The following is a 22,595-nucleotide window of genomic DNA, read 5'->3' on the forward strand; positions in this document are numbered from 1 at the left end:
CTCTCCTGAAAAATCGGCGCGGCGCGCGGGCGTTGGTGGCCGCCACGCGCCGCGCACCATCGATCAAGCCACGCGGTTCGCGGCCAGGTCCCAGCCGCCCGAGGTATTGCCGCCGGCGCCGCCCGTCACTTTTTGCTGCGTGTATTTCCACTTCACTTTCGAGAATTTGAAGCCGACGTGTTCACCGAGGATGTCGCCCTCTTCCACGTTCGGCGTCACGGCGCCGATCAGCACATTCTCGATTTCGATTTCAAAGTACTTGACGCGCTCGCCCTGGCCATCGGCGCGCATGAATTCGAAGCGCGCCTTGGGGATGGTCTTGCCGGCCGAGCAGGTCTGCAGCAGCACCGGCGAGGCCAGGTCGGCCAGCTTGGAGATGACGATGTCCTTGTGCTCGCAGCGTTCGGCCGTATGGCCGCCGCCCGTCGAGGCGGTGGCGGACTTCGGCTGCTCGACGCTCCAGCTGACCGATTTGCACTCGATCCAGTCCTTGTGCTTGTCATCGGTGGACTCGCCCTTGATGCCGTCTATCTGCAGATATACATCGATTGCCATGGTGTGCTCCTCTGGTTGAAAGATGGATGAATCATGAATTGGTCGACTTCGGCAACTCCGCGACCAGTCGGAGCGAAACGGATAATTCATCGAGCTGGAAGTGCGGCCGCAGGAACGACACGGCGCGGTACACGCCGGGCCGGCCCGGCACTTCATGCACCTGCACGGACGCCTCGCGCAGGGGGAACTGCGCCTTCTGTTCCTGGCTGGCGTTATCGTCGAGCAGCACGTACTGCATCAGCCAGCGGTTCAGGAAGTCTTCCACGTTGGAGGCGGCGGCAAAGCTGCCGATCTTGTCGCGCATCATGGCCTTCATGTAATGGGCGATACGCGAGACGGCGAAGATGTACTGCAGCTGCGACGACAGCACCGCGTTCGCATTGGCCGCGTCGCTGTTGTACTTGCGGCTTTTCTGCGCCGACTGCGCGCCGAAAAACGCCGCATACGCCGTGTTCTTGCAGTGCACCAGCGAAATGAAGCCCAGGTCAGACAATTCCTTTTCGCGCCGGTCGGTGATCGCCACTTCGGCCGGGCATTTCAGGGCCACGTCGCCTTCGTCGGTCTTGAAGGTGTGCGTGGGCAGGTCGTCCACCAGGCCGCCGCCCTCCACGCCGCGGATGGCGGCGCACCAGCCATAGTCGGCAAAGGCGCGCGTCAGCTTGCTGCCGAACGCGTACGCGGCGTTACACCACAGGTATTTGTGATGGTCGCTGCCGTCGACTTCCTCGACAAAATTGAAACCTTCGACCGTGGTGCCGTCGACGGGATTGAACGGCAGCCGGCCCAGGAAGCGGGGCAAGGTCAGGCCGACGTAGCGCGCGTCTTCCGATTCGCGGAAGGCTTTCCATTTCGCGTACTCGATGGTGTCGAACACCTTGGCCAGGTCGCGCGGCTTGCCCAGGTCGCCGTAGCTTTCCAGGCCAAACAGTTCCGGCGCCGCCGAGGCGATGAACGGTGCATGCGCGGCGGCGGCGATGTGCGACATCTGCTCGACGAAATACATGTCTTCCGGCTGGCGCGAAATGGCGAAGTCGCCCAGCAGCGCGGCGAACGGCGCGCCGCCGAAGGTGCCGAATTCCTCTTCATACACCTTCTTGAACATGCTGCTCTGGTCAAACTCCAGCGCGGCCTGGAAATCCTTCACCAATTCGCGCTTGGTGGCGTTGAACATGCGGATCTGCAGGCGCGTACCCGTATCGGAATTGCCGACCAGGTAGCGCAGCCCCGTCCAGCTTTGCTCGAGCTGCTGGAACGGCGCCGCGTGCATGATTTCGCTGAGCTGGGCCGAGATCAGGCGGTCGATTTCCGCCACACGCGCGTCCAGTGTCGCCGACAGGCTGCTGGACATCAGCACCGTGCCATCGAGCACCTGCGCCACCAGCTCGGAGATCAGGTCGCGCGCACGCGCATGTTCGGCGCCGGACTTGGCGACGCGGCTTTGCTCGACGATCTGGTCGAGCAAATCGGTGGCGGCCGGCGCGTCGGGCGTGGAGACAGCAAGGGCTTCTGGGGCTTCTGCCTGGGCGCTCATCTCAATCCTCCTGCGCTGGGAACTGCGGTTTCAGGGTGGCCAGGCTGTCCGTGTTGTTCAGCACTTCCGTCAGCAGGTCTTCCAGCTTGTCGTTGCCGGCCAGCTTGTTGCGCAGGTCGGCCAGCTTGGTGCGTGCCTCGAGCAGCTTGCGCAAGGGATCGACCTGCCGCACCACCGATTCCGGGCGGAAGTCGTCCATCGAGCGGAAGTGCAGATCGACGGCAAAGGTGCCGCCCGCCTCGCTGATGCGGTTCGGCACGGTGTAGCGGGCCACCGGCTCCACGCCGGCCAGCACTTCGTCGAAGTTGGCGCCATCGATGGCGACGAACTTGCGGTCCTTCAGGCGTTTTTTGTCGCTGTCCGGATTGCCGCCAAAGTCGCCCAGCACGCCGACCACGAAGGGCAGCTCCTTGTTTTCAATCGCGTCGCCTATCTCGACGTCATAGGTCATTTGCACGCGCGGCGCGCGTATCTTCTGCAGGCGCTTTTGCACGCTGTCGGACTTGGACATGTCGCTTCCTTTGCAAGGGGATGGAGGGATACTGGGTTATTTCAGGCCGCTGAACGGGTCGGCCGCGCTGCCTGGCGCCGCCGCGCCCTTCGCCGCCGGCGAGCCGGAACCCGCCGCCCGCCTGCCAGCTGCCGGCGGGCGCTTGGCCGGCGGCACCAGCACGTCTTCGCCGATGCTCGCGCGCAGCAGCTTGGCCAGTTCCTGCGCTTCCGAACGTAGCGAACCATTCAGATTGTTTTGCCGCGACAGGTCGGCCAGCGCCTTGCCGGACAAACGCAAGCCGCTGACGGCGACGATGCTGTTGGCCACCTTGTCGTCCGGGTCGCGCTCCAGCGCTTCGAGCGCATGGCCGATGGCGTCGCCGTACTGGCCGCGGTCGAACTTCATCTGCGCCATTTGCAGCCACGGCGCCTTGTCGGCCGGGTAGCTGGTGCCGCCGCGCTGAAGCAGGGTCATGGCGCGCTCGTACTGGCCGGCGCGCGCCGCCGCATCGGCATCGCTCATCACTTGCGCCAGGGTCGGCGCGGCAGGCTTTTGGGGCGCCGGCTGTTCCGGCGTGGCGCAGGCGGCCAGCAGCAAGGCGCTGGCGAGGCAGGCAATACGGGGCAAGATGGTGGCTGGCTTCATCGGGGCACTCCTTCACGTGGAGGACGCTACCGCTGGGAACATTGGGCGGCGCCTTGGTGGAGACTATTATTGACCGGCAACTTTTTTGCCAAATTGAGATTAATCAGCAAAGAAGAAGTTCCACATCACAGCCACGTACTGCGCCATGAATCCTGATCTGGCGCAGTAATTGTCTGGATCGCAGGCCGATCTTGCGCCAACGCAAGCAGGCCGCCGGTGCATGCGCTTAAATGACTGCAGCACTTTTATTTCCACCCTTCATTTTTTCAAAGATCAGCCATGCCATTTGACGCCCCGCTCCGCCGCCTGGCCCGCGCCACCGCGCTACTGTTGCTGGCATCGTCGCAGGCCGGCTGTGCGGGTGGCGCCATCGGCAGCCTGGCCAACGCGGCGCTGCAAATGGCCGGCGTGGCCAAGCCGCCGCCGGAACTGCCGGACGCGCAAAAGCCGCCGCGCAACGTCAGCATCCGCCTGCACGCGGCGCAGCGCCTCAACACGGATGCCGACGGCCGGCCGCTGGCGCTGGTGGCGCGCATCTACAAGCTGCGCCAGAGCGCCGCCTTCGAGCAGGCACCGTACGACAGTTTCCTCGACGCGCAGCGCGAAAAGGCCGCGCTGGGCGCCGACCTGATGGAAGTGAAGGAAGTGCTGCTGGTGCCGGGCCAGCGCTATGAAGTGCAGGAAAAAGTCAGCAAGGAAGCTTATTTCATCGGTGTCGTGGCCCTGTTCCGCGCCCCTGCGGCGCAGCGCTGGCGCGCCACCTTTGCCGCCGCCGACGCGGAACGGGGCGGCATCACCGTCGGCCTGCACGCCTGCGCGCTCAGCATCAGCGGGGTGGCCGCGCCGTCGGCCCCGCGCTGCCAGTAACACGAACAGACACGCCACACATACAAGGAGAATCGAGATGGGCATGGCAGCGAAAGTCTTGTGGGGAGAAGGCCTGTTCCTGCGGCCGCAGCATTTCCAGCGCCAGGATCAGTATCACGAAGCGCGCCTGCATCACACGGCCAGCGCCCTGCATCCCTACCTGTGGGGCGTGGCGCACATGGCGTGGGACCTGGCGGCGCTGAAGACGGGCACCTTGCGCCTGCAGGCGCTGTCGGCCATCTTCCGCGACGGCGAAGTGTTCGAATCGCTGGGCGACGGCGCGCCGGGCAGCGATGCCCTGCCCCCGCCCGTGGACCTGGAAGCGCTGCCGCCGGCCGTGCAGGAAGTGACATATTACGCGGCGCTGCCCATCCTCAACCGCGAAGGCATGAATTACACGCTGCAGGCAGCAACGGCAGGCACGCCGGCCAGCACCCGCTTTGCGCACGCCATGCGCGCCACGCCCGACCTGTTCACGGAGTCCGCCGTGGCCGACGTGGCCTACCTGAAGAAAACCGTGCGCCTGATTCCCGACAGCGAAGCGCGCGGCTCCTACGACTGCCTGCCGCTGATCGCCCTGCGGCGCACGGTATCGGGCGGCTTCGAACCCGTGCCCTCGTTCATGGCGCCCAGCCTGGCGATCGCCGGCGCGCCGCGCCTGCAGGGCGTGCTGGAACACCTGCTCGACGCCTTGCAGGCGAAGGTAAGCGCGCTGCACGGCCACCACCGCGAACCGAGCCGCAATGTGATCGAGTTCCGCTCGGGCGACGTGTCCTCTTTCTGGCTGCTGCACACGGTCAGCACGGCCGCCGCCGCGCTGATGCACTATGTACGCCATCCGGCCCTGCATCCGGAGCGCCTGTACGAAGCGCTGCTGGGACTGGCCGGCGGCTTGCTCAGCTATTCCAAGCACTATACCCTGGCCAGCCTGCCGGCCTACGACCACGCGCAGCCGGGTGTCTGCTTCGACGCCATCGACGCCATCATCCGCGAACTGCTCGACACCGTCATCTCGTCGAAGTATTTTTCCATCGCCCTGCTCGAAGACAAGCCGTCGTACTACCTGGGCAAGCTCGATTCGGGCAAGATCGACCAGCACACCACCTTGTACCTGGCCATTCGCGCCGCCATGCCCGCCATCGAACTGGTCGACGTGGTGCCATTGCGCGTAAAAGTGGGCGCGCCCGACGACGTGGAAAAATGCGTGCTCACGGCCATGCCCGGCCTGAAGCTGTCGCATGCGCCGCAAGTGCCAGCCGCCATTCCCGTGCGTCCCGACACCTATTATTTTGCGATTGAAAACCGCGGCGCGCTGTACGAACAGATGCTCAAGGCGCAGTCGATTTCCGTCTACGTGCCGGCCGGCATACGCGACCTGCAGCTGGAACTGATCGCGGTGACGGCATGAGCCAGCTCATCGAACGGCGCGCGGCGCCCTCCCTGCTGGGACAAACCGGTTCCGCTGCTGCCGGCACGGCCAGCCGCCATGCAGGCAGCGCCCTGCTGGACCTGATGCACGAAGGCTTTTACATGCTGTTCATGCTGAAGCACGGTTCGGCGCCCGGCGACGAACAAAGCTTCATGGACCGCATCACGGCCTTCCTCGACGACTTCGAGCGCGAGGCGAAAAAGATCCGCGCCGATAGCGACGATATCGAGGCGGCCAAATATGCGTTCTGCGCGGCCGTTGATGAAATCATCCTGGCCTCGCCCTTCGCCCTGCGCAAGCAGTGGGAACGGCGCCCGCTGCAACTGCTGATCTTTGGCGACCAGCTGGCCGGCGAACACTTCTTCGACCGCCTCGACGCCTTGCGCGGCAAGGGCGCCATGCGCGTGCAGGCGCTGCAGGTCTTCCACATGTGTTTATTGCTGGGATTCCAGGGCAAGTATGCAATCGACGGCGGCGAAAAACTCAGCTACCTGACGGCACGCCTGGGCGACGAGATCGCCCACGTCAAGGGCAAGAGCCGTGGCTTCGCGCCGCGCGCGGAACGCCCCGACCAGGTGGTCAACAAGCGCGGCAGCGACGTGCCGCTATGGGCCTTGTCGAGCTTTTTCGCCCTGATCGCCATCTGTGCCTACCTGGGCCTGAAAACGCATCTGACGCGCGGCACGCAAACGACACTGGCAGCCTACGCTGATCTGGTCAAACTCGCGCCGCGGCCGGCCCACCTGACGATCACCTTGCCGTAATTACCGCGCAATCCTGAACTCGATGCGCCGGTTCCGCGCCCGGCCATCGGCCGTGGTGTTGCTGGCCACGGGGCGGTCCGGCCCCTGCCCCGACACCAGCACGGAATCGGCCACGACGCCCTTGCCGGCCAGGTAGGCGCGCACGGCTTCGGCGCGCGCCTGGCTCAGGGCCACGTTGCTGGCGCGCAGGCCCGTGTCGTCCGTGTGGCCGATCACTTCGACCTTGCGTCCGCGCAGCTTGAGCATGACGGCCGCCATCTCGTCGAGAATCGTCAGGCCGGCCGGCGTGATGGTGGCCTTGCCGCTGTCGAATTCGATGATGCGTTTGTCGAGCGCCGCATCGAGCAAGCCCTGCTCGGCCTCGGCCGCCCTGACCCGCAAGCCATTGTTGACGATGTAGGTGGGATTGAGGCTGGTGGCGATGTCGCTGGCGATCTGCTGGCGCTGCGCCTCGTTCGCCACCTCGCCGCGCACGCTGACGTTGTTGCCGTCGACGCTGATCTGCCCCCGTGAAATGAGCTTCAGGTTCGGCGCGATCAGCTTTTGCACGTAGCCGTTCCAGTTGGCCGGCACGGCCACGTTGCCGATGGCGATCTGGTCGACCACGCGCTCGGCGCCATACAGTTCGCGCAGGCGGGTCAGCACGGCCGCCTTGCCCGCCTCGTCGGCCAGGGTGCCCGTGACGAGGATCTGCCCCGGCATCGGCGTCTGGGGCGCTTGCGCCTGGGCGCGGCAGGGAGCGGCCGCGGCAAGCAGCAGAAAAATGATGGGGAATTTCATCGCAATCCTTCAGGCAAAGGTATCGGAAAACATGGCGCAGGCCGAGCGCAGCGACAGCTGCTCCTGCTGCAAACAGGCGGAAAACCGGCGCAGCGCCGCATCGTGTCCCAGCTGCTCCTCGACCCAGTCGAGCTGGTCGAAGACGATCAGCCGTTCGCTGCCGGCCTGCGGGTCGATCAGCGCGCGCAAGCCATGCGGGTCGGCGCCGCAAAAGCCGACCACCAGCACGGGCGCCTCGTCAAGGTGGAAAAAGAACAGCGCCAGTTCGAAATCGGCCTGGCGCAGGAAAGGCGCGATCAGGTGCAGCCAGAAGCTGGCCACCAGCTCGCGCAGCTGCGCGTCTTGCGGCAGCGGCAGCACGAGGCTTTTTTCCAGGCGCGGCAAGCCGCTCTGGCGCACGGGCAGCAGCAGCAAGCCCAGGCCCAGCAGCAATTCGCGCACCGTCACGGGAAACGCGGGCGAAGCGAGCATCGTTTGCAGGCCATGCACGGTCTGCGCCTGCAAAAAGGCCGCCAGCCGCGCCGCGTGATCAGGTGCGGCCGGTTCGATTTCGACCACGTTGCCGGCCAGCGCCAGCAGGGCCGGCCCCGGTTCGGCGCTGGCCACGATGCCTTGCGACAGCTGCTCCACCCGCTGCCACAGGGGCGCGAGCGCCAGCGGGCTGCAAGCGACAAAGGCTTCGGCATCATCGACTTCGAGCGCGCCCATGGCCATGAAGGGGAAGCGCCGCTGCGACTGGTCGTTGCTCGCTTCCAGGCGCCCGGCGATGGCGCGCCGGCTGCGCGTGCCGACGAAGGCAAAGCGCAGCGGCGGCAAGGCGTCGTAATTGAGCTTCCAGCGCGGTTCCACCGTCAAGGCGGTCATGACCTGCGCCAGCCAGTCGTCGAGCAGCTGCACCAGCGCGTGATTGTCGCAAGCCTTGATGAAGTCGCCGCGCGCGGGGATCTTGCCGAAGTAGCCTAGGCGCACCTGCTGTTGCGCGCGCATCATGGCGACACTCCTGCCACCGCGGCAATGGCCGGCGCGGGCGCGGCGGCAGCACCGACGATGGTCTCGGGCAGCTGCATGCCGCGAAAGCCCTGGTCCTGCACCGCCGCAGTTCCGCCCGCACCCGTCGCCGTCGTTTCGGCGCTGCTGGTGATCTTCAGGTCGACCGCCACGGCCACCTCGCCGCGCGCCCAGCGCAGTTCGAACACGCCGCCGTCCTTGCGCTTCTTGGCCGCCGCATCGATCATGCGCTTCAAGCCGAACTGCCCCGGCTCGTTGAACAGTTCCACCGTGCGTCCGTCGAAGGTGACGGCCGTGATGCGCGCGCCTTGCTGGCCCGCCGCGCCCTGCGGGCCCGGATGCACCATGTTCGTCCACTGCGCCGGCGTGTTGCGGTAGCGCAGTTGCTGGCCGTCGATCTCCACCGTGTATTCCAGGGTGCCGGGCGCGGGCGACGGCTGGATCTGGAAGACGGTTTGCGCCGCCGTCGACGTGGCCGCCACGCCGCCCGCGCCCAGCGGCGCGATCCAGCCGGGGAAGCGCGCCACCACCTGCGGCGCCAGGCTGATGCCCATGTCGGCCCAGGTGCGCGGCGCCAGCACGTCGCCGCGCCGCACCACCAGCGGCCCCATGGACGTGGTGACGAATTTCGCCACCAGCCCTTCCGGGCCGAAGAACTGGCCGATCTCGAGGTTGCTCGCCTCGATGCGCGCCGTGGGTGCGAACGGATATTTGTTGGCCAGCGATTTCTGGAACGGTTCGTACACCTGCGCCGCCCAGGTCTTGTTGATATCGAGTTCGGCCGGCGCGACGATGACGGCAAAGGTCTGCATCAGCGGACGCACGAGGATGGGGCGTATCGCCTGCTTTTGCGCGTCGCTCATCCCCGTGAGCACCTGCTCGTCAACCAATTTCAGGGCGGCGGCCAGTTCGGAACCGCTGCCCTCCAGGGTCTGCTGCATGAACTGGCGCGCACCCGGCCCCGCGTCGCCCTGGTTCTTCAGCTGGTTCAAACGGCTGCGCAGTTTCGATAGCGCTTCGAGGTAGGCGCGCATCAGCGAGGCATTGTTGTCCCTGGCCGCCACCAGCTTGCCCACGCCGGCAAATTCGCGCCCCACGGGGCCCATCGGCTTATCCAGGCGGGCCGGGTCGAGCTGCGCATTGACGCCGGGATTGGCCGTCAGCTGCGATGGCGCGCGGCGCAGCACGGTTTCCTTGAACCAGGCGATGATGCCCCGCTCGGCCTTGCGCAGTTGGGCGTTTTGCAGGGCCGGGTTGTCCCACGAGGTTTCCTCGTAAATCGTCGTCAGCAGCTTGGCGATCGGCGACGACTGTGGATCGCCCAGGCGGTTCATCGCCTGCACGGCGCCGTCAAAGCCTTTCAGGTCGGCGACGGCCACGCCCTGCACGAATTTCTGCCACTCGCGCGCATAGTCGGCCTTGTACATGGCCACCAGATTTTTCTCGATCTGCTCCGGACTGCCTTCCAGGGTCAGGTCGTCGGTCGAGGCGCTTTTCAGCACCCAGTCGGCGCTTTGCAGTTCGCGGTTGGCGGCGTCGCGAAACGCGCCCTCGACGAATTTTTCCCAGGCCTGGCGCGTAAAGGCGCCGGAGATGGCGTAACTGCCCGCCAGCAGCGCCTGATCCTGCTCGCCGACGATGCGCGCCACCGTCATGCCGGGAAAGCGCGTCGAAGCGCGCGCCTTGACGTCGGCATACACGCGCTCGCGCGCGGGCATGCCGCGCACCACGCGGCGCAGGTTTTCGCGGGCCTGGTCGACCAGCGCCAGCTTCTGTTCGATGCGCGGCCAGGACGGGTCGCCGATCTGCGCCAGGTAAAACGTCAGCAGCCGCTCGGCGCTGCGTATCATCTGCTCGCGCGGCATGGCGCCCCGGTTGCTCTCCAGCCAGCCGCGCCAGAAGCGCGTCATCTGGTCGTTCAGGTGGCTGCTTTCCGCATGCGTTTTGTCAGCCAGCATCAGATAGGTTTTCAGTGCGTTGTAGGCATCTTCCACATGCGTCGCACTGGCCGCCTGGTACTGCACGCTGCGCGGCGCGGCGGCCGGCGTCTGCGGCGTGCGCGCCGAGGGCTGCAGCTGGTCGGCGCTGGCGTTCATTTCGAACAGCAAGGCTTCCAGCGCGCCCGCCACGGGGGCCAGCATGACCTGGCGCGCGCCGGCGAAATATTCCTCGCGCAGCTTGCGTTCCAGTAGCTCGCCCTGGTACAGGCCCAGTCGCAAGGACCACGGCCGTTGCGTGCGGTACGCGTCCAGTTGCTCGATGCGGTCCTGCAATATCTCGAGCGCTTCGAGGCGCGACTGCAAGTCCAGGCGCCGCTCCTGCAGCTTCACCACCTTGTTTAAATCGGCCTCGACGTTGGCCACCAGTTGCCGGTTGCCCAGGTAGGACCAGCTCCAGCCGCCCAGACAAGCGCCCAGCGACACCGTGGCGGCAAAGAACACGGCATATTTGAAACGCAGCCTGGCGCGGTTGGCATAGTTGGCTACCAGGTGCTTGTCGGCAAAAATCACCTTGCGGAACAGCTCCAGCAGGAAATAGCCATGCTGGCGCGCACCGGACGGCGCTGCGGCCGCGGCCGGCGTGAAGGCGAGGTCGAAGCGACGCGCCACCTGCTGCGAAGACGCGCTGACGGGCTCGCCCTCCTGCAGCGCACTGGTGAAATAAAAGCCGCGGAACACGGGCTGGAACTGGAACGGGTTTTCCTCGAACAGGGTGGCGATAAAAGCGCGCAAGGCCGGCTTGATGGCGGCGAACTCGAGCGGAAAGGTGAATACGCCGGGCGCCATCGTCTTGCGTTGCCGGTGCGCCATGTTGGCCAGGCTGAGCTCCGTCAAGCCATCGTGCAATTCATCGAAACTCTGGTCGAAAAATGCCAGCAGCTCGGCCGTGGGCAGCTTGCGCTGGTAGGGCATGGTGGCGCCCCAGACGCGCTCGCGCTCGCTGCGTTCGGACTCCGCGAAAAATTCCGTGAAGCCGGCGATCAGGTCCGCCTTGGTAAACACGATGTACAGGGGCGCGAACACTTCCAGGCGTTCGATGACGTCCTGCACGCGCTTGCGCAGGCTGCGCGCCAGTTGCATGCCCACGTCGGGGTCGCCTTTCAATTCGTCGATGCTGACGGCGATGAGGATGCCGTTGATGGGCGCCTTGCGCCGGTATTTTTTCAGCAGGTCGAGAAAGCCGAACCACTCGCCGCGGTGCTCGTCGACGACGCAGTAGCGCCCCGCCGTGTCGAGCACGATGCCGTCCGTCGTGAAAAACCAGTCGCAGTTGCGCGTGCCGCCCACGCCTTGCACGATCTTGCCGTCGGCGAAGGGGAATTGCAGGCCCGAATGCAGGATGGCGCTGCTCTTGCCGGCGGCAGGATTGCCGATGATCATGTACCACGGCAATTCGTACAGGGCGGCGGCGCCCGACTTGAGGCCCAGCTTGGATGTCTTGATGGTCTCGATGGCGGCCAGCATGCCCGAGCGCACCGCGCCGAGTTCGCCCTGCTGGGTGTTGCCGGCCGTGGAGGACGAGGCGGCCTGCGCGGCGGCGATCTCGGCCTCGTTGAGGATGGCCTGGCCCAGCGCCTGGGCATCGCGCCGCGCGCGGCGCCGGCGCCACAGCCACAGGCCCAGCCAGGTGACAAAGGCCAGCAGCAGCAATGCCAGGGCCCAGACCAGCGCCACCTCCAGCACCTCGGCGCCCAAGTACAGGAACACGGCCAGCGCCACGAAGCCGAAGATGGTCAGTTGGCGGCTGTCGGTGAGGAAATGCCAGAGTCGTCGCAGCATGATAGGCCCAGGGTGAGGTCGCAAAGCAAGGCGGATTCGACCCATGCTGACAGCAATGCGGCGCGGCTTTGTTGACATACGACAAGTACCGGGCGCCAGCGCGCGGCAGGCACCGGCAGGCCATTGACGCTGCGCAAGCAAACTTGCAGCTGTGAAATTCGGGCCGATACGCGGCGCTAGAATGGCTGGCGCGGCTTACTTGCCCAGCACGCGCGGTTGCGGCAATTCCGTGTGGCCAAAATCCATCATGGTCCAGCGTCCGCCCCAGCGCAGGCCCACCGATTCGGCCGTCACGCCATATAAACGGTAGCCGCGCATGGCCCAGGCATTTTTTTCAGAAATGATGAGCTTTCCTTCATGCATGAATGCGCAATCGGCCGCCAGGCCATACTGGTGATAGCTTTGAAACGCCCTCGCGTTCGTCACGTTCGGGCCGGCCGCCGCCAATTGATCCTGGCGCGCGGGGCTGCGGTAGCCTTCCAGCAAGACCATGTCGTAACCATGCACGTCTTTCATGATCTTGAAGACCAGCAGCAAACGCTGCGCGAAATCGTGGTCGAGCAATTGCCAGTTGCGGCTGGCGCCGCCCAGCAGCGGGCGCAGCTGCGTTACTTCGGCAGTGGAAAACAGCAGCGGCGGCAAGGTCAAAGGCGGCACCAGCTGCTCGCCTTTCAGCAAGTCGCTGACCTGATCGTTGATCGCATGTTGTTGGTCGGCATAGCCGCGCAAGGCGATGCGGTCGCTGGACAGCCAGGCCAGCAGCGGCGGCACGATGACCAGCACGCTGCCTGCCAAACTCAGCCAGCGATGCCGCCACAGGAGCTGCCAGGCACGCATCATGCCCGAGCCCGTGTGCCGTTGCACGCGCTGCCACTGCGCGCCGCCGCCCCGCTGCAGCCCCTGCGCGCGCCGCTGCATGCGCCAGCCCAGGTTGACGAGCGCGTGCAGCACGACGGCGCGGGCGCCGGGAAACAGCAGCAGCCAGCAGGCAAGACAGGCAAGCAAAAAATACATCAGGACCAGGGCGACGAACATGGGGCGCTCCGTGACGGGAATCGGCGAGGCCGGGCAATCCATTGCTCGGCGGTATCGCTAGATCGTAGGCGTGCGCGGCCCGCATGAGCGCGGTTTACATCAAGGTCAGTCGAGTTTGATCCACTGCGGAGGTGATATTTTGTCTTTACTGAAAACCGGGGATGGCCAGATGCGCGGTCCTGACCTGCTGGGCAAGGCCGGTGCGGCTGGCGCGCGCATCGAAGGCCAGGGCATCCTGTCGCAGCTCGAGCATGGCGCCGCCGCGCCCGCCGCCAAGCCGGCCCTGCGCTGGCGGCACGGGGCCGCTGGCGCGCTGGGACTGGCGGTGCTGGTCACGGCCGTGCTCGCTTACGACACGGACGTCTTGCCCCTGCCGCCGGCACCCGCCAAGGCCATGGCGCCGCCCGCAATGCCGGCGCCAACGGTGCTGCCGCACACGGAGCAGGCGGCCACCATCGTCAATACGGCGACACCGCCCTTGCCCGAGGTGGCAGCCGTGAGCGCGTCACCCAAGAGGCCGCCGCCCGTGCGCCAGGCTACGGCGCGTCCTCAGGGGACGAGGCCGGCCGCCGCGCCCGGCGACAGCGACGTCGCCTTGCTGACGGCGATGGTGGCCCATGCGCACCGGCAGGAAGGCACAGCAAAGCCTGCGCGCGACGTGGTGCTGCGCCAGAGGAACGATGAAACGGCGGAACTGTTGCAGCGCTGTCAGCAGCTGGGCCTGATCGAAGGCATGCTGTGCCGCTCGCGCATCTGCTCGGGCCGCTGGGACAGCGATCCCGCCTGTCATTGAGTGCCTGGGTGAACGTCAGGCGCGCTCGGACACTTCGATCAGATTGCGGTCCGGGTCGCGCAGATACACGGAGCGGATGGGCCAGTTGGCGCCCGTGCGGGGCACAGGCCCTTCCTCGATGGCAATCCCCAGCGCCGCCAAATGGGCGATGAACACGTCGAGCGGGACGGCGGCAATGAAGCACAGGTCCAGCGAGCCGGGCGTGGGCAAATCCGCCTTGGGCAGGAATTCCTTGCCGGCCTCATGCAGGTTGATTTTTTGCGCGCCAAACTTGAAGGCATGGCGGCCGGCGCCAAACGTTTCGATCTGCATGCCCAGCACGCGCGTATAAAAATCGATGCAGGCCGCCTTGTCGCGGGTGGTCAGTACCAGGTGATCGAGGTGGTCTATCATGTGTTTCTCGGGTGACTGGCCGCGTCCATGCGGCCTTGCAAAAAGCCTTCCATCAGCGCCAGCAATGCTTGCGGCTGCTCCTGGTGCGGCGTATGGCCGCACTGCTCGACCATGGCGGGCATGGCGTTGAGCGCCTGCGCCACGATGGTGTCGACCTGGGCCGCGCTGCCATACTGGTCCTCGCTGCCCTGCACCACCAGCGCAGGACATTCGACGGAGGGCAGCAGATACTCGATGTTCCAGAACTGGAAGCCATAGCTGAGCCATGTGTCCGACCAGGCCTTGAAGATGGTCTCCGTCTTGTCGCCATGGTATTTCGCCAGCGCGCGCAGCTTGCCCGCGCCGAACGCCGCGTCCGCCTCGCGTATGCCATCGAGCGTGATGCCCTCGACAAACACGTGCGCCGCTTCCGTGATGATGCCGCGCAAGCGCGGCGGCTGCTGCGCCGCATAGATCAGGGCGATGCTGCCGCCATCGGAATGGCCGACGAGAAAATGGTCCTGCCCTGGCAGCAATGCCGCGAGCACTTGCGGCAGTTCGCACAGCGCGTAGTCGTGCAGATAATGGAGCTGGCGGCGCGCCGCCAGCGGCGACGACTGGCCATAACCGTGGCGGTCGTACAGCAAGCCGCGACAGCCCGTCGCCTGGCATAGCTGCGCCGGGAAATCTTTCCACATCGCGCAGCAACCGAGTCCCTCGTGCAGGAATACGAGGCAGGGCTTGGCGGGGTCGCCTTCGATCAGTTCGTAATAGATATCGGTTTCGGCACTCAGGTTCAGTATCGGCATGGGCTAGGCTCGCATCGGCAGGTCGGCTGGGCCTATTGTGCCATTGTCCTGCGCGGCATGCGTGCCGCCCCCGTAAAAATAGCCTGCGAGAAAAGTTCTGCCCCCTTGCCCGCAAGGTGTTTGCGCCAGCACAAGCGAGCGCCGCTTTTCCGGACGCCTAGCGCCCCTTTCTCCCCCTGTGCACGCCTAGAATGAATTACTCCAACAGCATGGAGCAGGCGGCTACCTTATCAGCCAGGACGTGACACTGGCCGTCACGGCAACACAGATAGGGCGTCTTGCCGCACGACGACAGGCGCGGTGTCCAAACTATCGATCAGGAGTACATCATGGAAATGAAAGTAGAACATCGCACCGGCAGCAATCTGGCATCGGAAACCACCGATCTGCCAATGGAACAGGATGGCCAGGCCGCGAAAGGCGCGGCCGCGCAAGACCTGAACCTGAGCGCCGCCGCCTTCACCACCTACTACACGTGGACGGCCAATGGCGTGCATCCTTCGGTGAATTTCACCAATGCCAACGTGCACGCCAATTCGCGCGTATTGCTCAACATCAGCGAGTATGGCGCGACTCCGCAGGACCGCTTTATCGGCTCCGCCCGCATGGCCGTGTACAACATCGCGCCGTATAACGGCGGTTTCCGTGCCTGGGTCGATATCTCGTGGGGCAGCCCGCTCAAGGTGCGTTTCGACGTGTTTGTCGATCCCTGATCCGGGAAACACTGCGTGCGTCGTTGACGCACTGAAGCGATGACTGGCGTGAACGGGAAACCATACGCGCATGACAAAAAAGGCCACGTATTGCCACGTGGCCTTTTGCTGCTGCTTGTTCTGGCTCCCCGACCTGGACTCGAACCAGGGACCTGCGGATTAACAGTCCGTCGCTCTACCAACTGAGCTATCAGGGAAAGGAGGCCGAATTATATACGTCAAAATTTCCCATGTCCAGTTGTTGCTGCATGACCAGCAAAACCGGCCGCCAGGGAGCACGCCTCGCCGGCTGGCAGGGTCCGTCTGCGCGGCGCCACGCAAGATAGTAGAATAGCCAGGCCTTGCCGGGACGGGAGGCACACAACGACATGCCGGCAGCGATGGCTTATCCGGCCAGCGCCGGCGGCATGTGATCGCAAGGCGCGTCCTTGCTCTGGCCTACTGCTCTTATCCGACATGACAGAATCAAGCGCACCAGCGGTGGCAAAATCCCATAGCGGTGACAGCTCGTCCGACATCGCCGCGCATATGGCGGCCGCCATCGTGGCGCGCCAGTTGCCGCCCGGTACGCGGCTGCGCGAAGAGGCGCTGTGCCGGCTGTATGGCGTCAGCCGCACAAAGATACGCGCCGCCCTGCTCATCCTCTCGAAAGACAAACTCATACGCATGGTGCCCGACAAGGGCGCCTTCGTCAGCCAGCCGACCGAAGCGGAAGCACGCGACATCTTTGCCGCGCGCCGCATCATTGAAGCGGCCCTGGCGCGCGAATTCGTCGCGCGGGCCAAGGCCGCCGACTACAGGATGCTAGAGCGGCACCTGAAGGCGGAACGCCAGGCGCTGGCCCAGGCGACGCCGCTGCGCTCGCAACTGCTGGGCGACTTCCACGTGCTGATGGCCGATATCGCCGGCAACGCCGTGCTGGGCGACATCGTGCGCGAACTGGTGGGCCGCAGTTCGCTCATCACCATGCTGTACCAGTCGGGCCACGCGGCCGCCTGCTCGTGCGACGAGCACGGCCGCTTTCTCGAGGCGGCGCGCAGCGGCGATGCGGACCTGGCGGCGCGCCTGATGGTCGAGCACCTGGCGCACGTGGAAGCGGCCCTGCGCTTCGACGGCAGCGCCGGCGAGGCCAAAAAAGACCTGGTGGCGGCCCTGCTGATGTAGGCTGCGCCATCAAAAAAGGCCGCCGATGCAATGCACGGGCGGCCTTGTCGCTTCGACGAAAAACCCGCTACTCGCCCAAGTAAATAAACTTGAACAGGAAGATGGCGGCGATGATGTAGGCCACCACGGACACCTGCTTGCCCTTGCCCGTCAACAGTTTCAATACGGCATAGGTAATGAAGCCGAACGCGACGCCGCTGGCAACCGAATACGTAAACGGCATCATCAGGGCCGTGATGGCGGCAGGAATGCTTTCCGTGCTGTCATCCCAGTCGATGAAGGTCAGTTCGCGCAGCATCAGGCACGCCACGTACAGCAGCGCGGGCGCCGTCGCGTACGCCGGCACCGTGTGCGCCAGCGGGGCGAAGAACAGGCTGCCCAGGAACAGCAGCGCGACGGCCACGGCCGTCAAGCCCGTGCGGCCGCCCGCCTGCACGCCGGCCGCGCTTTCCACGAAGGCCGTCGTGCTCGACGTGCCCAGGCAGGCGCCGGCGGCGATCGCCGTGCTGTCTGCCAGCAAGGCCTTGTTCATGCGCTCCATCTTGCCGTCTTTCAGCAAGCCCGCACGGTTGGCCACGCCCATCAGGGTGCCCGTCGCGTCGAACAGTTCGACCAGGAAAAATACCAGCACCACGTTGACGATGCCGAACGACAGTGCGCCCATGATGTCGAGCTTGAACAGGGTCGGCTCGATGGCGGGCGGCGCCGAGACGATGCCGTTGAACTGGTTGCCGCCAAAGAAGAAGCTGGCGATGGTGATGACAAGAATGCCGATCAGGATGGCGCCCGGCACTTTCAGGCGGTCCAGCGCGACGATGATGAAAAAGCCGACGATGGCCAGGATGGGCGCCGCCTGGTGCAAGTCGCCCAGGGCGATGATGGTGGCCGGGTTCGACACCACCACGCCCGCGCTCTTCAGGGAAATGATCGCCAGGAACAAGCCGATACCGACCGTGATGGCCGTGCGCAGCGCGGGCGGGATGCTGTTGATGATCATCTCGCGCACCTTGAACAGGCTCACCAGGATGAACAGGCAGCCGGAAATGAAGACGGCGCCCAGCGCCACTTCCCAGCTCATGCCCATGCCCTTGACCACCGTGTACGAGAAATACGCGTTCAGGCCCATGCCCGGCGCCAGCGCGATCGGGTAGTTCGCATACAGGCCCATGATCAGCGTGCCGATGGCGGCCGCCAGGCAGGTGGCGACAAAGACGGCGTCTTTCGGCATGCCCGCGTCGCCGAGGATGGACGGGTTGACGAAGATGATGTAGGCCATCGTCAGGAACGTGGTCAGGCCGGCCAGCAGCTCCGTGCGCACATTGGTCCCGTTGTCCTTCAGTTTGAAATAGCGTTCCAGGAACTGCATGATTAACCCCTTGTTTTGGTGAAACCGCGCGCCAGGTCTTGGCCTAGCGCATTTTTTCTTGCAACTATTTACTTGGTCGCCGCGCCGGCTGGCTTGAAGGCCCACCAGCGGCTGCCCGCGAAATTCCAGACCAGCCCGATACCCGTCGCCAGTACCTGCGCCAGCCAGTAATACCAGCCCAGCTGGTGTACCAGCAGCCACATCAGGCCCGTATTGATGCACCAGCCTATGCCCAGCAAGGTGAAGTACTTGGAAGCCGCCTCGCCATGGCCCTTGTCGCTCTTGAACGTGAAAAAGTAATTGAGAATGTAGTTGACGACGGAACCCATGATGTAGCCGATGCCGGACGCGGCGGCGGCGCTGATGCCGGCCCACTCCACGCCGCCCCACAGCACGCTGTATTGCACGGCCGTGCCGGAAGCGCCGACGGCGGCGAAACGGAGAAATTGCTGATGCAGGGAATGGGACATGGTCAATTTTCAAATATGGCGAACACTCTCGCCAGGATCGGGCCAGAATAAAAAATGGCTACGATTGCTCGTAACCATTTTTCAGCCTGCATTTTACTGCAAGTTGCGCCCAACGTTCATATTCGCCGCCGTTTCAGTACTTATTCCTTGCGTTGGCGACGCCGGCGCAGCCACACGAACAGCGCGATCAGCAGCAAGATGCCCACGATGCCGCCCGGCAGCATGAACGGTTGTGCCCGCGCCAGCACGGGTTTCTCGCCACCGCTGCGCGCCTGCGCCACGTAGGCCGGCGTGACGGACACGTCCGGATTGCCGTACTGTTTCAATACGTAATTGGCGATCGACGCGATCTGCTCGTCCGTCAATGGTTGCACATAGGAGCGCTGGTCGAAACGGGGCATGAACGCTTCGTGCTCTTCCCCTTCGATCTTGCGCTCGACGCCAAACAAGATGGCCGAGACCAGGTTAGCCGGCGTGTTGCCGCCCGTCGCCGTATTGTTGAACAGGGCCGGATAGCTTTGTCCCGTGCTGCCCGCGCCGCTGGCCGAATGGCAGCTGGCGCAGTAGCCGGAAAACAGCACGGCGCCGCTGTTCAGGGAATGGTGCTCGGTGGAACCGGCCATGCCGCGCAACGCAGCTTCTTCGCTGGCGGCGCTGCCGTGGCTGAAGGCAGCCTTGGTCTGCCCCGGTGCGCGCACGGGCGGCACCGTGCGCAGCCACGCCACGATGGCGGCCACGTCGTCGTCGCGCAAAAATTGCAGGCTGTTCTGGATGGCTTCGGCCATGCCGCCCGCCGCCTGTCCCTTGCCTTCCACGTGGCCCGTCTTCAGGTAGGCCGTGAGTTCCGCATCCGTCCACGCGCCGATGCCGCTGACCTTGTCCGACGTGATGTTGGGCGCATGCCAGGAACCAAGCGACGCGCCGGCCAGGGTCTGGCTGCCGATTTCCCCCATCAGCGCATTGCGCGGCGTATGGCAGGCGCTGCAGTGCGCCAGGCCTTCGGCCAGGTAGGCGCCGCGGTTGATCTGCGCGCTCTTCGCCGGGTCCGGCACGAAGCGCTTATTGTCGAGGAACAAGGTATTCCAGCCCAGCATCGACAGGCGCACATTGAACGGGAATGGCAGCGCCGTCTGGCGCGCCGGCTCGTCGACGGGCTTGACGGCCTGCATGAAGTAGTAATACAGGTCGCCCACGTCCGCATCCGTCAGCTGCGCATAGCTGGTGTAGGGCATGGCCGGATACAGGTGGCTGCCATCGGCGCGCACGCCTGCACGCAGGGCGCGCGCAAAGTCCGCTTCCGTGTAGTGGCCGATGCCGCCTGTTTTCGATGGCGTGATATTCGTCGCGTAGATCGTGCCCAGCGGCGAGTCGATGGCGTAGCCGCCCGCATACGGCTTGCCGCCCGCCGCCGTATGGCATGCCATGCAATCGGCGGCGATGGCCAGGTAGCGGCCCCGCTCCAGGCGCGCATCGGGCTTGCCAGCCACCGGCGCGGCCGGGCGGTCCGGCGTCAGGGTGACGGGCGGAACAGGTGACACAGGTGGCGCAGCGTGCGCGGCCAGCGGCAAGCCGGCCGCCAGGGTCAGGCTCAACAATAAACGGCGCATCATGCGGCCTCCCTTGCCAGGGTGCGGGCGATGTCGTCGGCCGCGCGCAGACCGAGCGCGGCCATGCTGAGGGTGGTGTTGACGACGCTGGCCGACGGCATGGCGCCGCCGCCCGGCAGCCACAGGTTGGCGTGGTCGTGGGCGCGGCAATTGCCGTCGACCACGGAGTCAAGACGATTCGAGCCCATGATGACGCCGCCCATGATGTGGTTATTCGCATTCAGGCTGTCGGTGATATGGAATTCCACGGCGCCGAACAGCTTGCCGATGTGCTTGAGCTGCGCATGCGCGGCCTTCGCGCCATCGCGCACGTAGTCGCCCACGTCATAGTAAATGTCGGGACAGGCCAGGCCCAGCGGGTCCTTGCGCGTCTTGCTCAGGGTCAAGCGGTTGTGCGCTTCGGGCAGCGGTTCCAGGCTGATCGACAAGTCCACGCCGAATGCGGCGCGGCGGCGGATTTCATCGTCGAGGTCCTTGCCCACCAGGCCCAGCTTCAACGACTGCTGGGTAGCGGGTCCCACCCTCGTGATGTTATTCAGGATCATCTTGTTGGCCGAATACTGCGCGCGGAAGGCGCCATCGCGCGGTCCCACCAGGCAGCTGCTTTGCGCGGGGCCGCGACCCGTCCAGATCGGTTCATTGGCGAGGAAGGTACAGTGGAAACCCGAATGGTCCATCATGTTGCGGCCCACCTGGTCGGAACTGTTGGCGATGCCGTTCGGATTGTTCTGGTTGGCCGCCAGCAATAGCAAACGGGGCGTTTCGATGCCGTTGCAGGCAATCACGAAAGCCTTGCCCGTCGCCATGTGCGACTGTTTCTTGGCGTCATACCAGTGCACGGCGGTGACGCGGTTGTTCTGGTCCGTGTCGATGCGGTAGACGACGGCCTCGGCCAGCACGCCCGCGCCCTTCAGCTCGGCCCGCTCCACGTGGTGGATGCCGTTGTACATGGCGCCGATGGGGCAGATCGGCTGGCAATTGTTATTGCCGCAGCAGGTCGGGCGGCCCTGCCATGGGCGCGTCGAACGGCCTTGCGGGATCGGCACGGAGCGGTAGCCGTGCGGGTTGACCACTTCGGCAAAACGCTTGTCGCCATAGCCCCAGGGCACCATGTCCATCGGATACGGTGCGCTGCGTTCGCTCGGCGACTGCAGCGCGGGATCGTTGGGGCCGGCCACGCCCATTTCCTGCTCGGCGCGGCAATAGTACGGTTCCAGTTCATCGTAGGAAATGGCCCAGTCGCGCCCTACCCCGTAGTCGCTTTTCATGCGCATGTCGGACGGCAAGTGGCGCCAGCACGACGCGGCCCAGTGCCAGGTCGTGCCGCCCACCGTGCGCAGATAGCCCTGCTGGAAACTGCTGCCGTTGGGACCGGACAATTCCACGTAGTTATTCTTCGGGAAATACAGGGGCGCGGGCGCGTTGTCCGCCTGCGGATACAGGCCCTGGAAGTCGGAACCGACGCGGTTTTCGAACGGCATGTTGCGCCAGTTTTCCACGGCCTGGCCACGCTCGATGCGCAGGCCCGCTTCCAGCATGATCACGGAATGGCCTTGCGCGGCCAGCTGGTCGGCCATCATGGCGCCGACGACGCCCGTGCCGACGATGACGACATCGGCGACGACGTCGCCATTACTCTTGAATTGGGGAGATTTCATTTTGCTTGCTTGCCTTTCGGTTCGGGGGTGCCGGTGGTGGCCGGCGCGGGCACGGGTTTCGGTTCCACGGGGGCGGAAACGCGCACGGCCGGCGGCGCCTTCAGCCACCACAGGGGGCCGTAATTACAGTAGGTCGGCACAACCTGGCCATCGGCCACCGTGCGGTACATCAAGGCCTCGGCATAGGCGACGACGATGGATTTCGTGCCCTGCGCCGCGTTGCCGGCAACAGTGCCCGTGTACCAGGCGGCAACGATGGCCAGCGCCAGCTCGCGCAAAGCCGCATCGGCGGCGGTGGCGGCCGCCAGCAGGACTTTCGCTTCCTGGCCCGTGACGAGCAGCGCGCCCAGCTGCGGCAAGCGCTCGGCGAAGCCGGGCACGTTGGCGCGCATGGCTTGTTCGATGCGCGCCGCCGTCGCGGCGGACAGGTCGCGGTGGCCCGTGATCGTTTGCGACAAGGTGTAGAACAGCATGGTGGCGGGCGCCAGGCCGGGCGCCGGAGCGCCGGCCGGCGCCTGCATGGCGGCGGACAGGGGATTGCTCCAGAAACCGGCCTGCGCCAGCAAAGCGGCCAGGCCGATCAGGGCATGGCGGCGGCTGATGCGTGGAAGGGATGACGCAGATGTTGCAGATGGTTCGTTGTCTGGATGGTTCATGAGACTCCCGCAAGACTTGTTGTTTTATTGACTACGATGATTGCGCCACATTGCATTTGCGCATATATGGAACCGGTTCCATATTATCCTACATAAATAAA

21 protein-coding genes and 1 tRNA gene are annotated in these 22,595 nt (G+C 65.1%); 6 read left to right on the plus strand and 16 right to left on the minus strand.

The window, feature by feature from the left end; genetic code table 11:
• Positions 1 to 63: 63 nt before the first annotated feature.
• From CLU90_RS10040 to CLU90_RS10055, 4 genes are read right to left on the minus strand one after another with little or no spacing between them, the layout of a single operon-like run.
• A complete protein-coding gene (locus CLU90_RS10040; protein ID WP_034750126.1) occupies positions 64 to 555 on the minus strand; it encodes an Hcp family type VI secretion system effector in 492 nt (163 codons plus the stop codon).
• Between the two features lie 31 nt (positions 556 to 586).
• Positions 587 to 2,086 carry a type VI secretion system contractile sheath large subunit gene (gene tssC / locus CLU90_RS10045; protein ID WP_092710178.1) on the minus strand — a complete coding sequence of 500 codons (1,500 nt, stop codon included), beginning with the start codon at positions 2,084 to 2,086 and terminating at the stop codon, positions 587 to 589.
• A 1-nt stretch (position 2,087) separates the two neighbouring features.
• Positions 2,088 to 2,597: a type VI secretion system contractile sheath small subunit gene (gene tssB, locus CLU90_RS10050; protein ID WP_100427811.1), complete on the minus strand. Its 510-nt coding sequence runs from the start codon at positions 2,595 to 2,597 to the stop codon at positions 2,088 to 2,090.
• Positions 2,598 to 2,633: 36 nt separating this feature from the next.
• A complete protein-coding gene (locus CLU90_RS10055) occupies positions 2,634 to 3,224 on the minus strand; it encodes a tetratricopeptide repeat protein (protein WP_100427812.1) in 591 nt (196 codons plus the stop codon).
• Positions 3,225 to 3,503: 279 nt separating this feature from the next.
• Here CLU90_RS10055 and tssJ point away from each other — a divergent pair, with 279 nt between their 5' ends.
• From tssJ to icmH, 3 genes are read left to right on the plus strand one after another with little or no spacing between them, the layout of a single operon-like run.
• Positions 3,504 to 4,091 (plus strand): type VI secretion system lipoprotein TssJ, encoded by a 588-nt coding sequence (gene tssJ / locus CLU90_RS10060; RefSeq protein WP_100427813.1) that lies wholly within the window; start codon positions 3,504 to 3,506, stop codon positions 4,089 to 4,091.
• 37 nt (positions 4,092 to 4,128) lie between these two features.
• Positions 4,129 to 5,499, plus strand: coding sequence for a type VI secretion system baseplate subunit TssK (tssK, locus tag CLU90_RS10065; protein WP_100427814.1), 1,371 nt, complete (start codon positions 4,129 to 4,131; stop codon positions 5,497 to 5,499).
• Positions 5,496 to 6,284: a type IVB secretion system protein IcmH/DotU gene (gene icmH / locus CLU90_RS10070; protein ID WP_100427815.1), complete on the plus strand. Its 789-nt coding sequence runs from the start codon at positions 5,496 to 5,498 to the stop codon at positions 6,282 to 6,284. Before tssK ends, icmH begins: the two co-directional genes overlap by 4 nt.
• On the opposite strand, the gene CLU90_RS10075 is transcribed toward icmH, so the two are convergent.
• From CLU90_RS10075 to CLU90_RS10090, 4 genes are all read right to left on the minus strand, one after another.
• Entirely contained in the window at positions 6,285 to 7,064 is a 780-nt protein-coding gene (locus tag CLU90_RS10075; protein WP_100427816.1) for an OmpA family protein, read from the minus strand.
• Between the two features lie 9 nt (positions 7,065 to 7,073).
• Positions 7,074 to 8,054 (minus strand): type VI secretion system-associated protein TagF, encoded by a 981-nt coding sequence (gene tagF, locus CLU90_RS10080; RefSeq protein ID WP_100427817.1) that lies wholly within the window; start codon positions 8,052 to 8,054, stop codon positions 7,074 to 7,076.
• Complete coding sequence (gene tssM / locus CLU90_RS10085) at positions 8,051 to 11,851, minus strand: type VI secretion system membrane subunit TssM (RefSeq protein ID WP_100427818.1); 3,801 nt, start codon at positions 11,849 to 11,851, stop codon at positions 8,051 to 8,053. Before tssM ends, tagF begins: the two co-directional genes overlap by 4 nt.
• Positions 11,852 to 12,046: 195 nt before the next feature.
• Positions 12,047 to 12,886 carry a M15 family metallopeptidase gene (locus CLU90_RS10090; protein WP_100427819.1) on the minus strand — a complete coding sequence of 280 codons (840 nt, stop codon included), beginning with the start codon at positions 12,884 to 12,886 and terminating at the stop codon, positions 12,047 to 12,049.
• A 139-nt stretch (positions 12,887 to 13,025) separates the two neighbouring features.
• Here CLU90_RS10090 and CLU90_RS29885 point away from each other — a divergent pair, with 139 nt between their 5' ends.
• Positions 13,026 to 13,679 (plus strand): hypothetical protein, encoded by a 654-nt coding sequence (locus tag CLU90_RS29885; protein ID WP_232731150.1) that lies wholly within the window; start codon positions 13,026 to 13,028, stop codon positions 13,677 to 13,679.
• A 15-nt stretch (positions 13,680 to 13,694) separates the two neighbouring features.
• Here CLU90_RS29885 and CLU90_RS10100 read toward each other — a convergent pair whose 3' ends face one another.
• Both CLU90_RS10100 and CLU90_RS10105 read right to left on the minus strand, forming a co-directional pair.
• Positions 13,695 to 14,072, minus strand: a complete 378-nt coding sequence (locus CLU90_RS10100) for a VOC family protein (RefSeq protein WP_100427820.1) — start codon at positions 14,070 to 14,072, stop codon at positions 13,695 to 13,697.
• Positions 14,069 to 14,860, minus strand: a complete 792-nt coding sequence (locus CLU90_RS10105; protein ID WP_100427821.1) for an alpha/beta fold hydrolase — start codon at positions 14,858 to 14,860, stop codon at positions 14,069 to 14,071. The genes CLU90_RS10100 and CLU90_RS10105 overlap by 4 nt, the downstream gene beginning before the upstream one ends.
• 329 nt (positions 14,861 to 15,189) lie before the next feature.
• Here CLU90_RS10105 and CLU90_RS10110 point away from each other — a divergent pair, with 329 nt between their 5' ends.
• On the plus strand, positions 15,190 to 15,573 hold the full coding sequence (locus CLU90_RS10110) for a hypothetical protein (protein ID WP_232731151.1): 384 nt from the start codon (positions 15,190 to 15,192) through the stop codon (positions 15,571 to 15,573).
• Between the two features lie 121 nt (positions 15,574 to 15,694).
• Here CLU90_RS10110 and CLU90_RS10115 read toward each other — a convergent pair.
• Positions 15,695 to 15,770: transfer RNA gene (locus CLU90_RS10115), tRNA-Asn, on the minus strand.
• 259 nt (positions 15,771 to 16,029) lie between these two features.
• On the opposite strand from CLU90_RS10115, the gene CLU90_RS10120 reads away from it, so the two are divergent.
• Positions 16,030 to 16,737: a GntR family transcriptional regulator gene (locus CLU90_RS10120; protein ID WP_100427822.1), complete on the plus strand. Its 708-nt coding sequence runs from the start codon at positions 16,030 to 16,032 to the stop codon at positions 16,735 to 16,737.
• A gap of 67 nt (positions 16,738 to 16,804) precedes the next feature.
• On the opposite strand, the gene CLU90_RS10125 is transcribed toward CLU90_RS10120, so the two are convergent.
• The 5 genes from CLU90_RS10125 to CLU90_RS10145 all read right to left on the minus strand — a co-directional run bounded on the left by CLU90_RS10125 (position 16,805) and on the right by CLU90_RS10145 (position 22,494).
• Positions 16,805 to 18,103: an NCS2 family permease gene (locus CLU90_RS10125; RefSeq protein WP_100427823.1), complete on the minus strand. Its 1,299-nt coding sequence runs from the start codon at positions 18,101 to 18,103 to the stop codon at positions 16,805 to 16,807.
• A gap of 68 nt (positions 18,104 to 18,171) precedes the next feature.
• Complete coding sequence (locus CLU90_RS10130) at positions 18,172 to 18,573, minus strand: GtrA family protein (RefSeq protein ID WP_092710227.1); 402 nt, start codon at positions 18,571 to 18,573, stop codon at positions 18,172 to 18,174.
• 140 nt (positions 18,574 to 18,713) lie between these two features.
• On the minus strand, positions 18,714 to 20,183 hold the full coding sequence (locus tag CLU90_RS10135; protein ID WP_332870861.1) for a c-type cytochrome: 1,470 nt from the start codon (positions 20,181 to 20,183) through the stop codon (positions 18,714 to 18,716).
• Positions 20,180 to 21,838 carry a GMC family oxidoreductase gene (locus CLU90_RS10140; RefSeq protein WP_100427824.1) on the minus strand — a complete coding sequence of 553 codons (1,659 nt, stop codon included), beginning with the start codon at positions 21,836 to 21,838 and terminating at the stop codon, positions 20,180 to 20,182. Before CLU90_RS10140 ends, CLU90_RS10135 begins: the two co-directional genes overlap by 4 nt.
• Positions 21,835 to 22,494 carry a sugar dehydrogenase complex small subunit gene (locus tag CLU90_RS10145; protein ID WP_100427825.1) on the minus strand — a complete coding sequence of 220 codons (660 nt, stop codon included), beginning with the start codon at positions 22,492 to 22,494 and terminating at the stop codon, positions 21,835 to 21,837. Before CLU90_RS10145 ends, CLU90_RS10140 begins: the two co-directional genes overlap by 4 nt.
• Between the last annotated feature and the right edge of the window lie 101 nt (positions 22,495 to 22,595).

It is taken from the genome of Janthinobacterium sp. 67 (genome assembly GCF_002797895.1).
Taxonomy (GTDB): Bacteria; Pseudomonadota; Gammaproteobacteria; order Burkholderiales; family Burkholderiaceae_D; genus Janthinobacterium.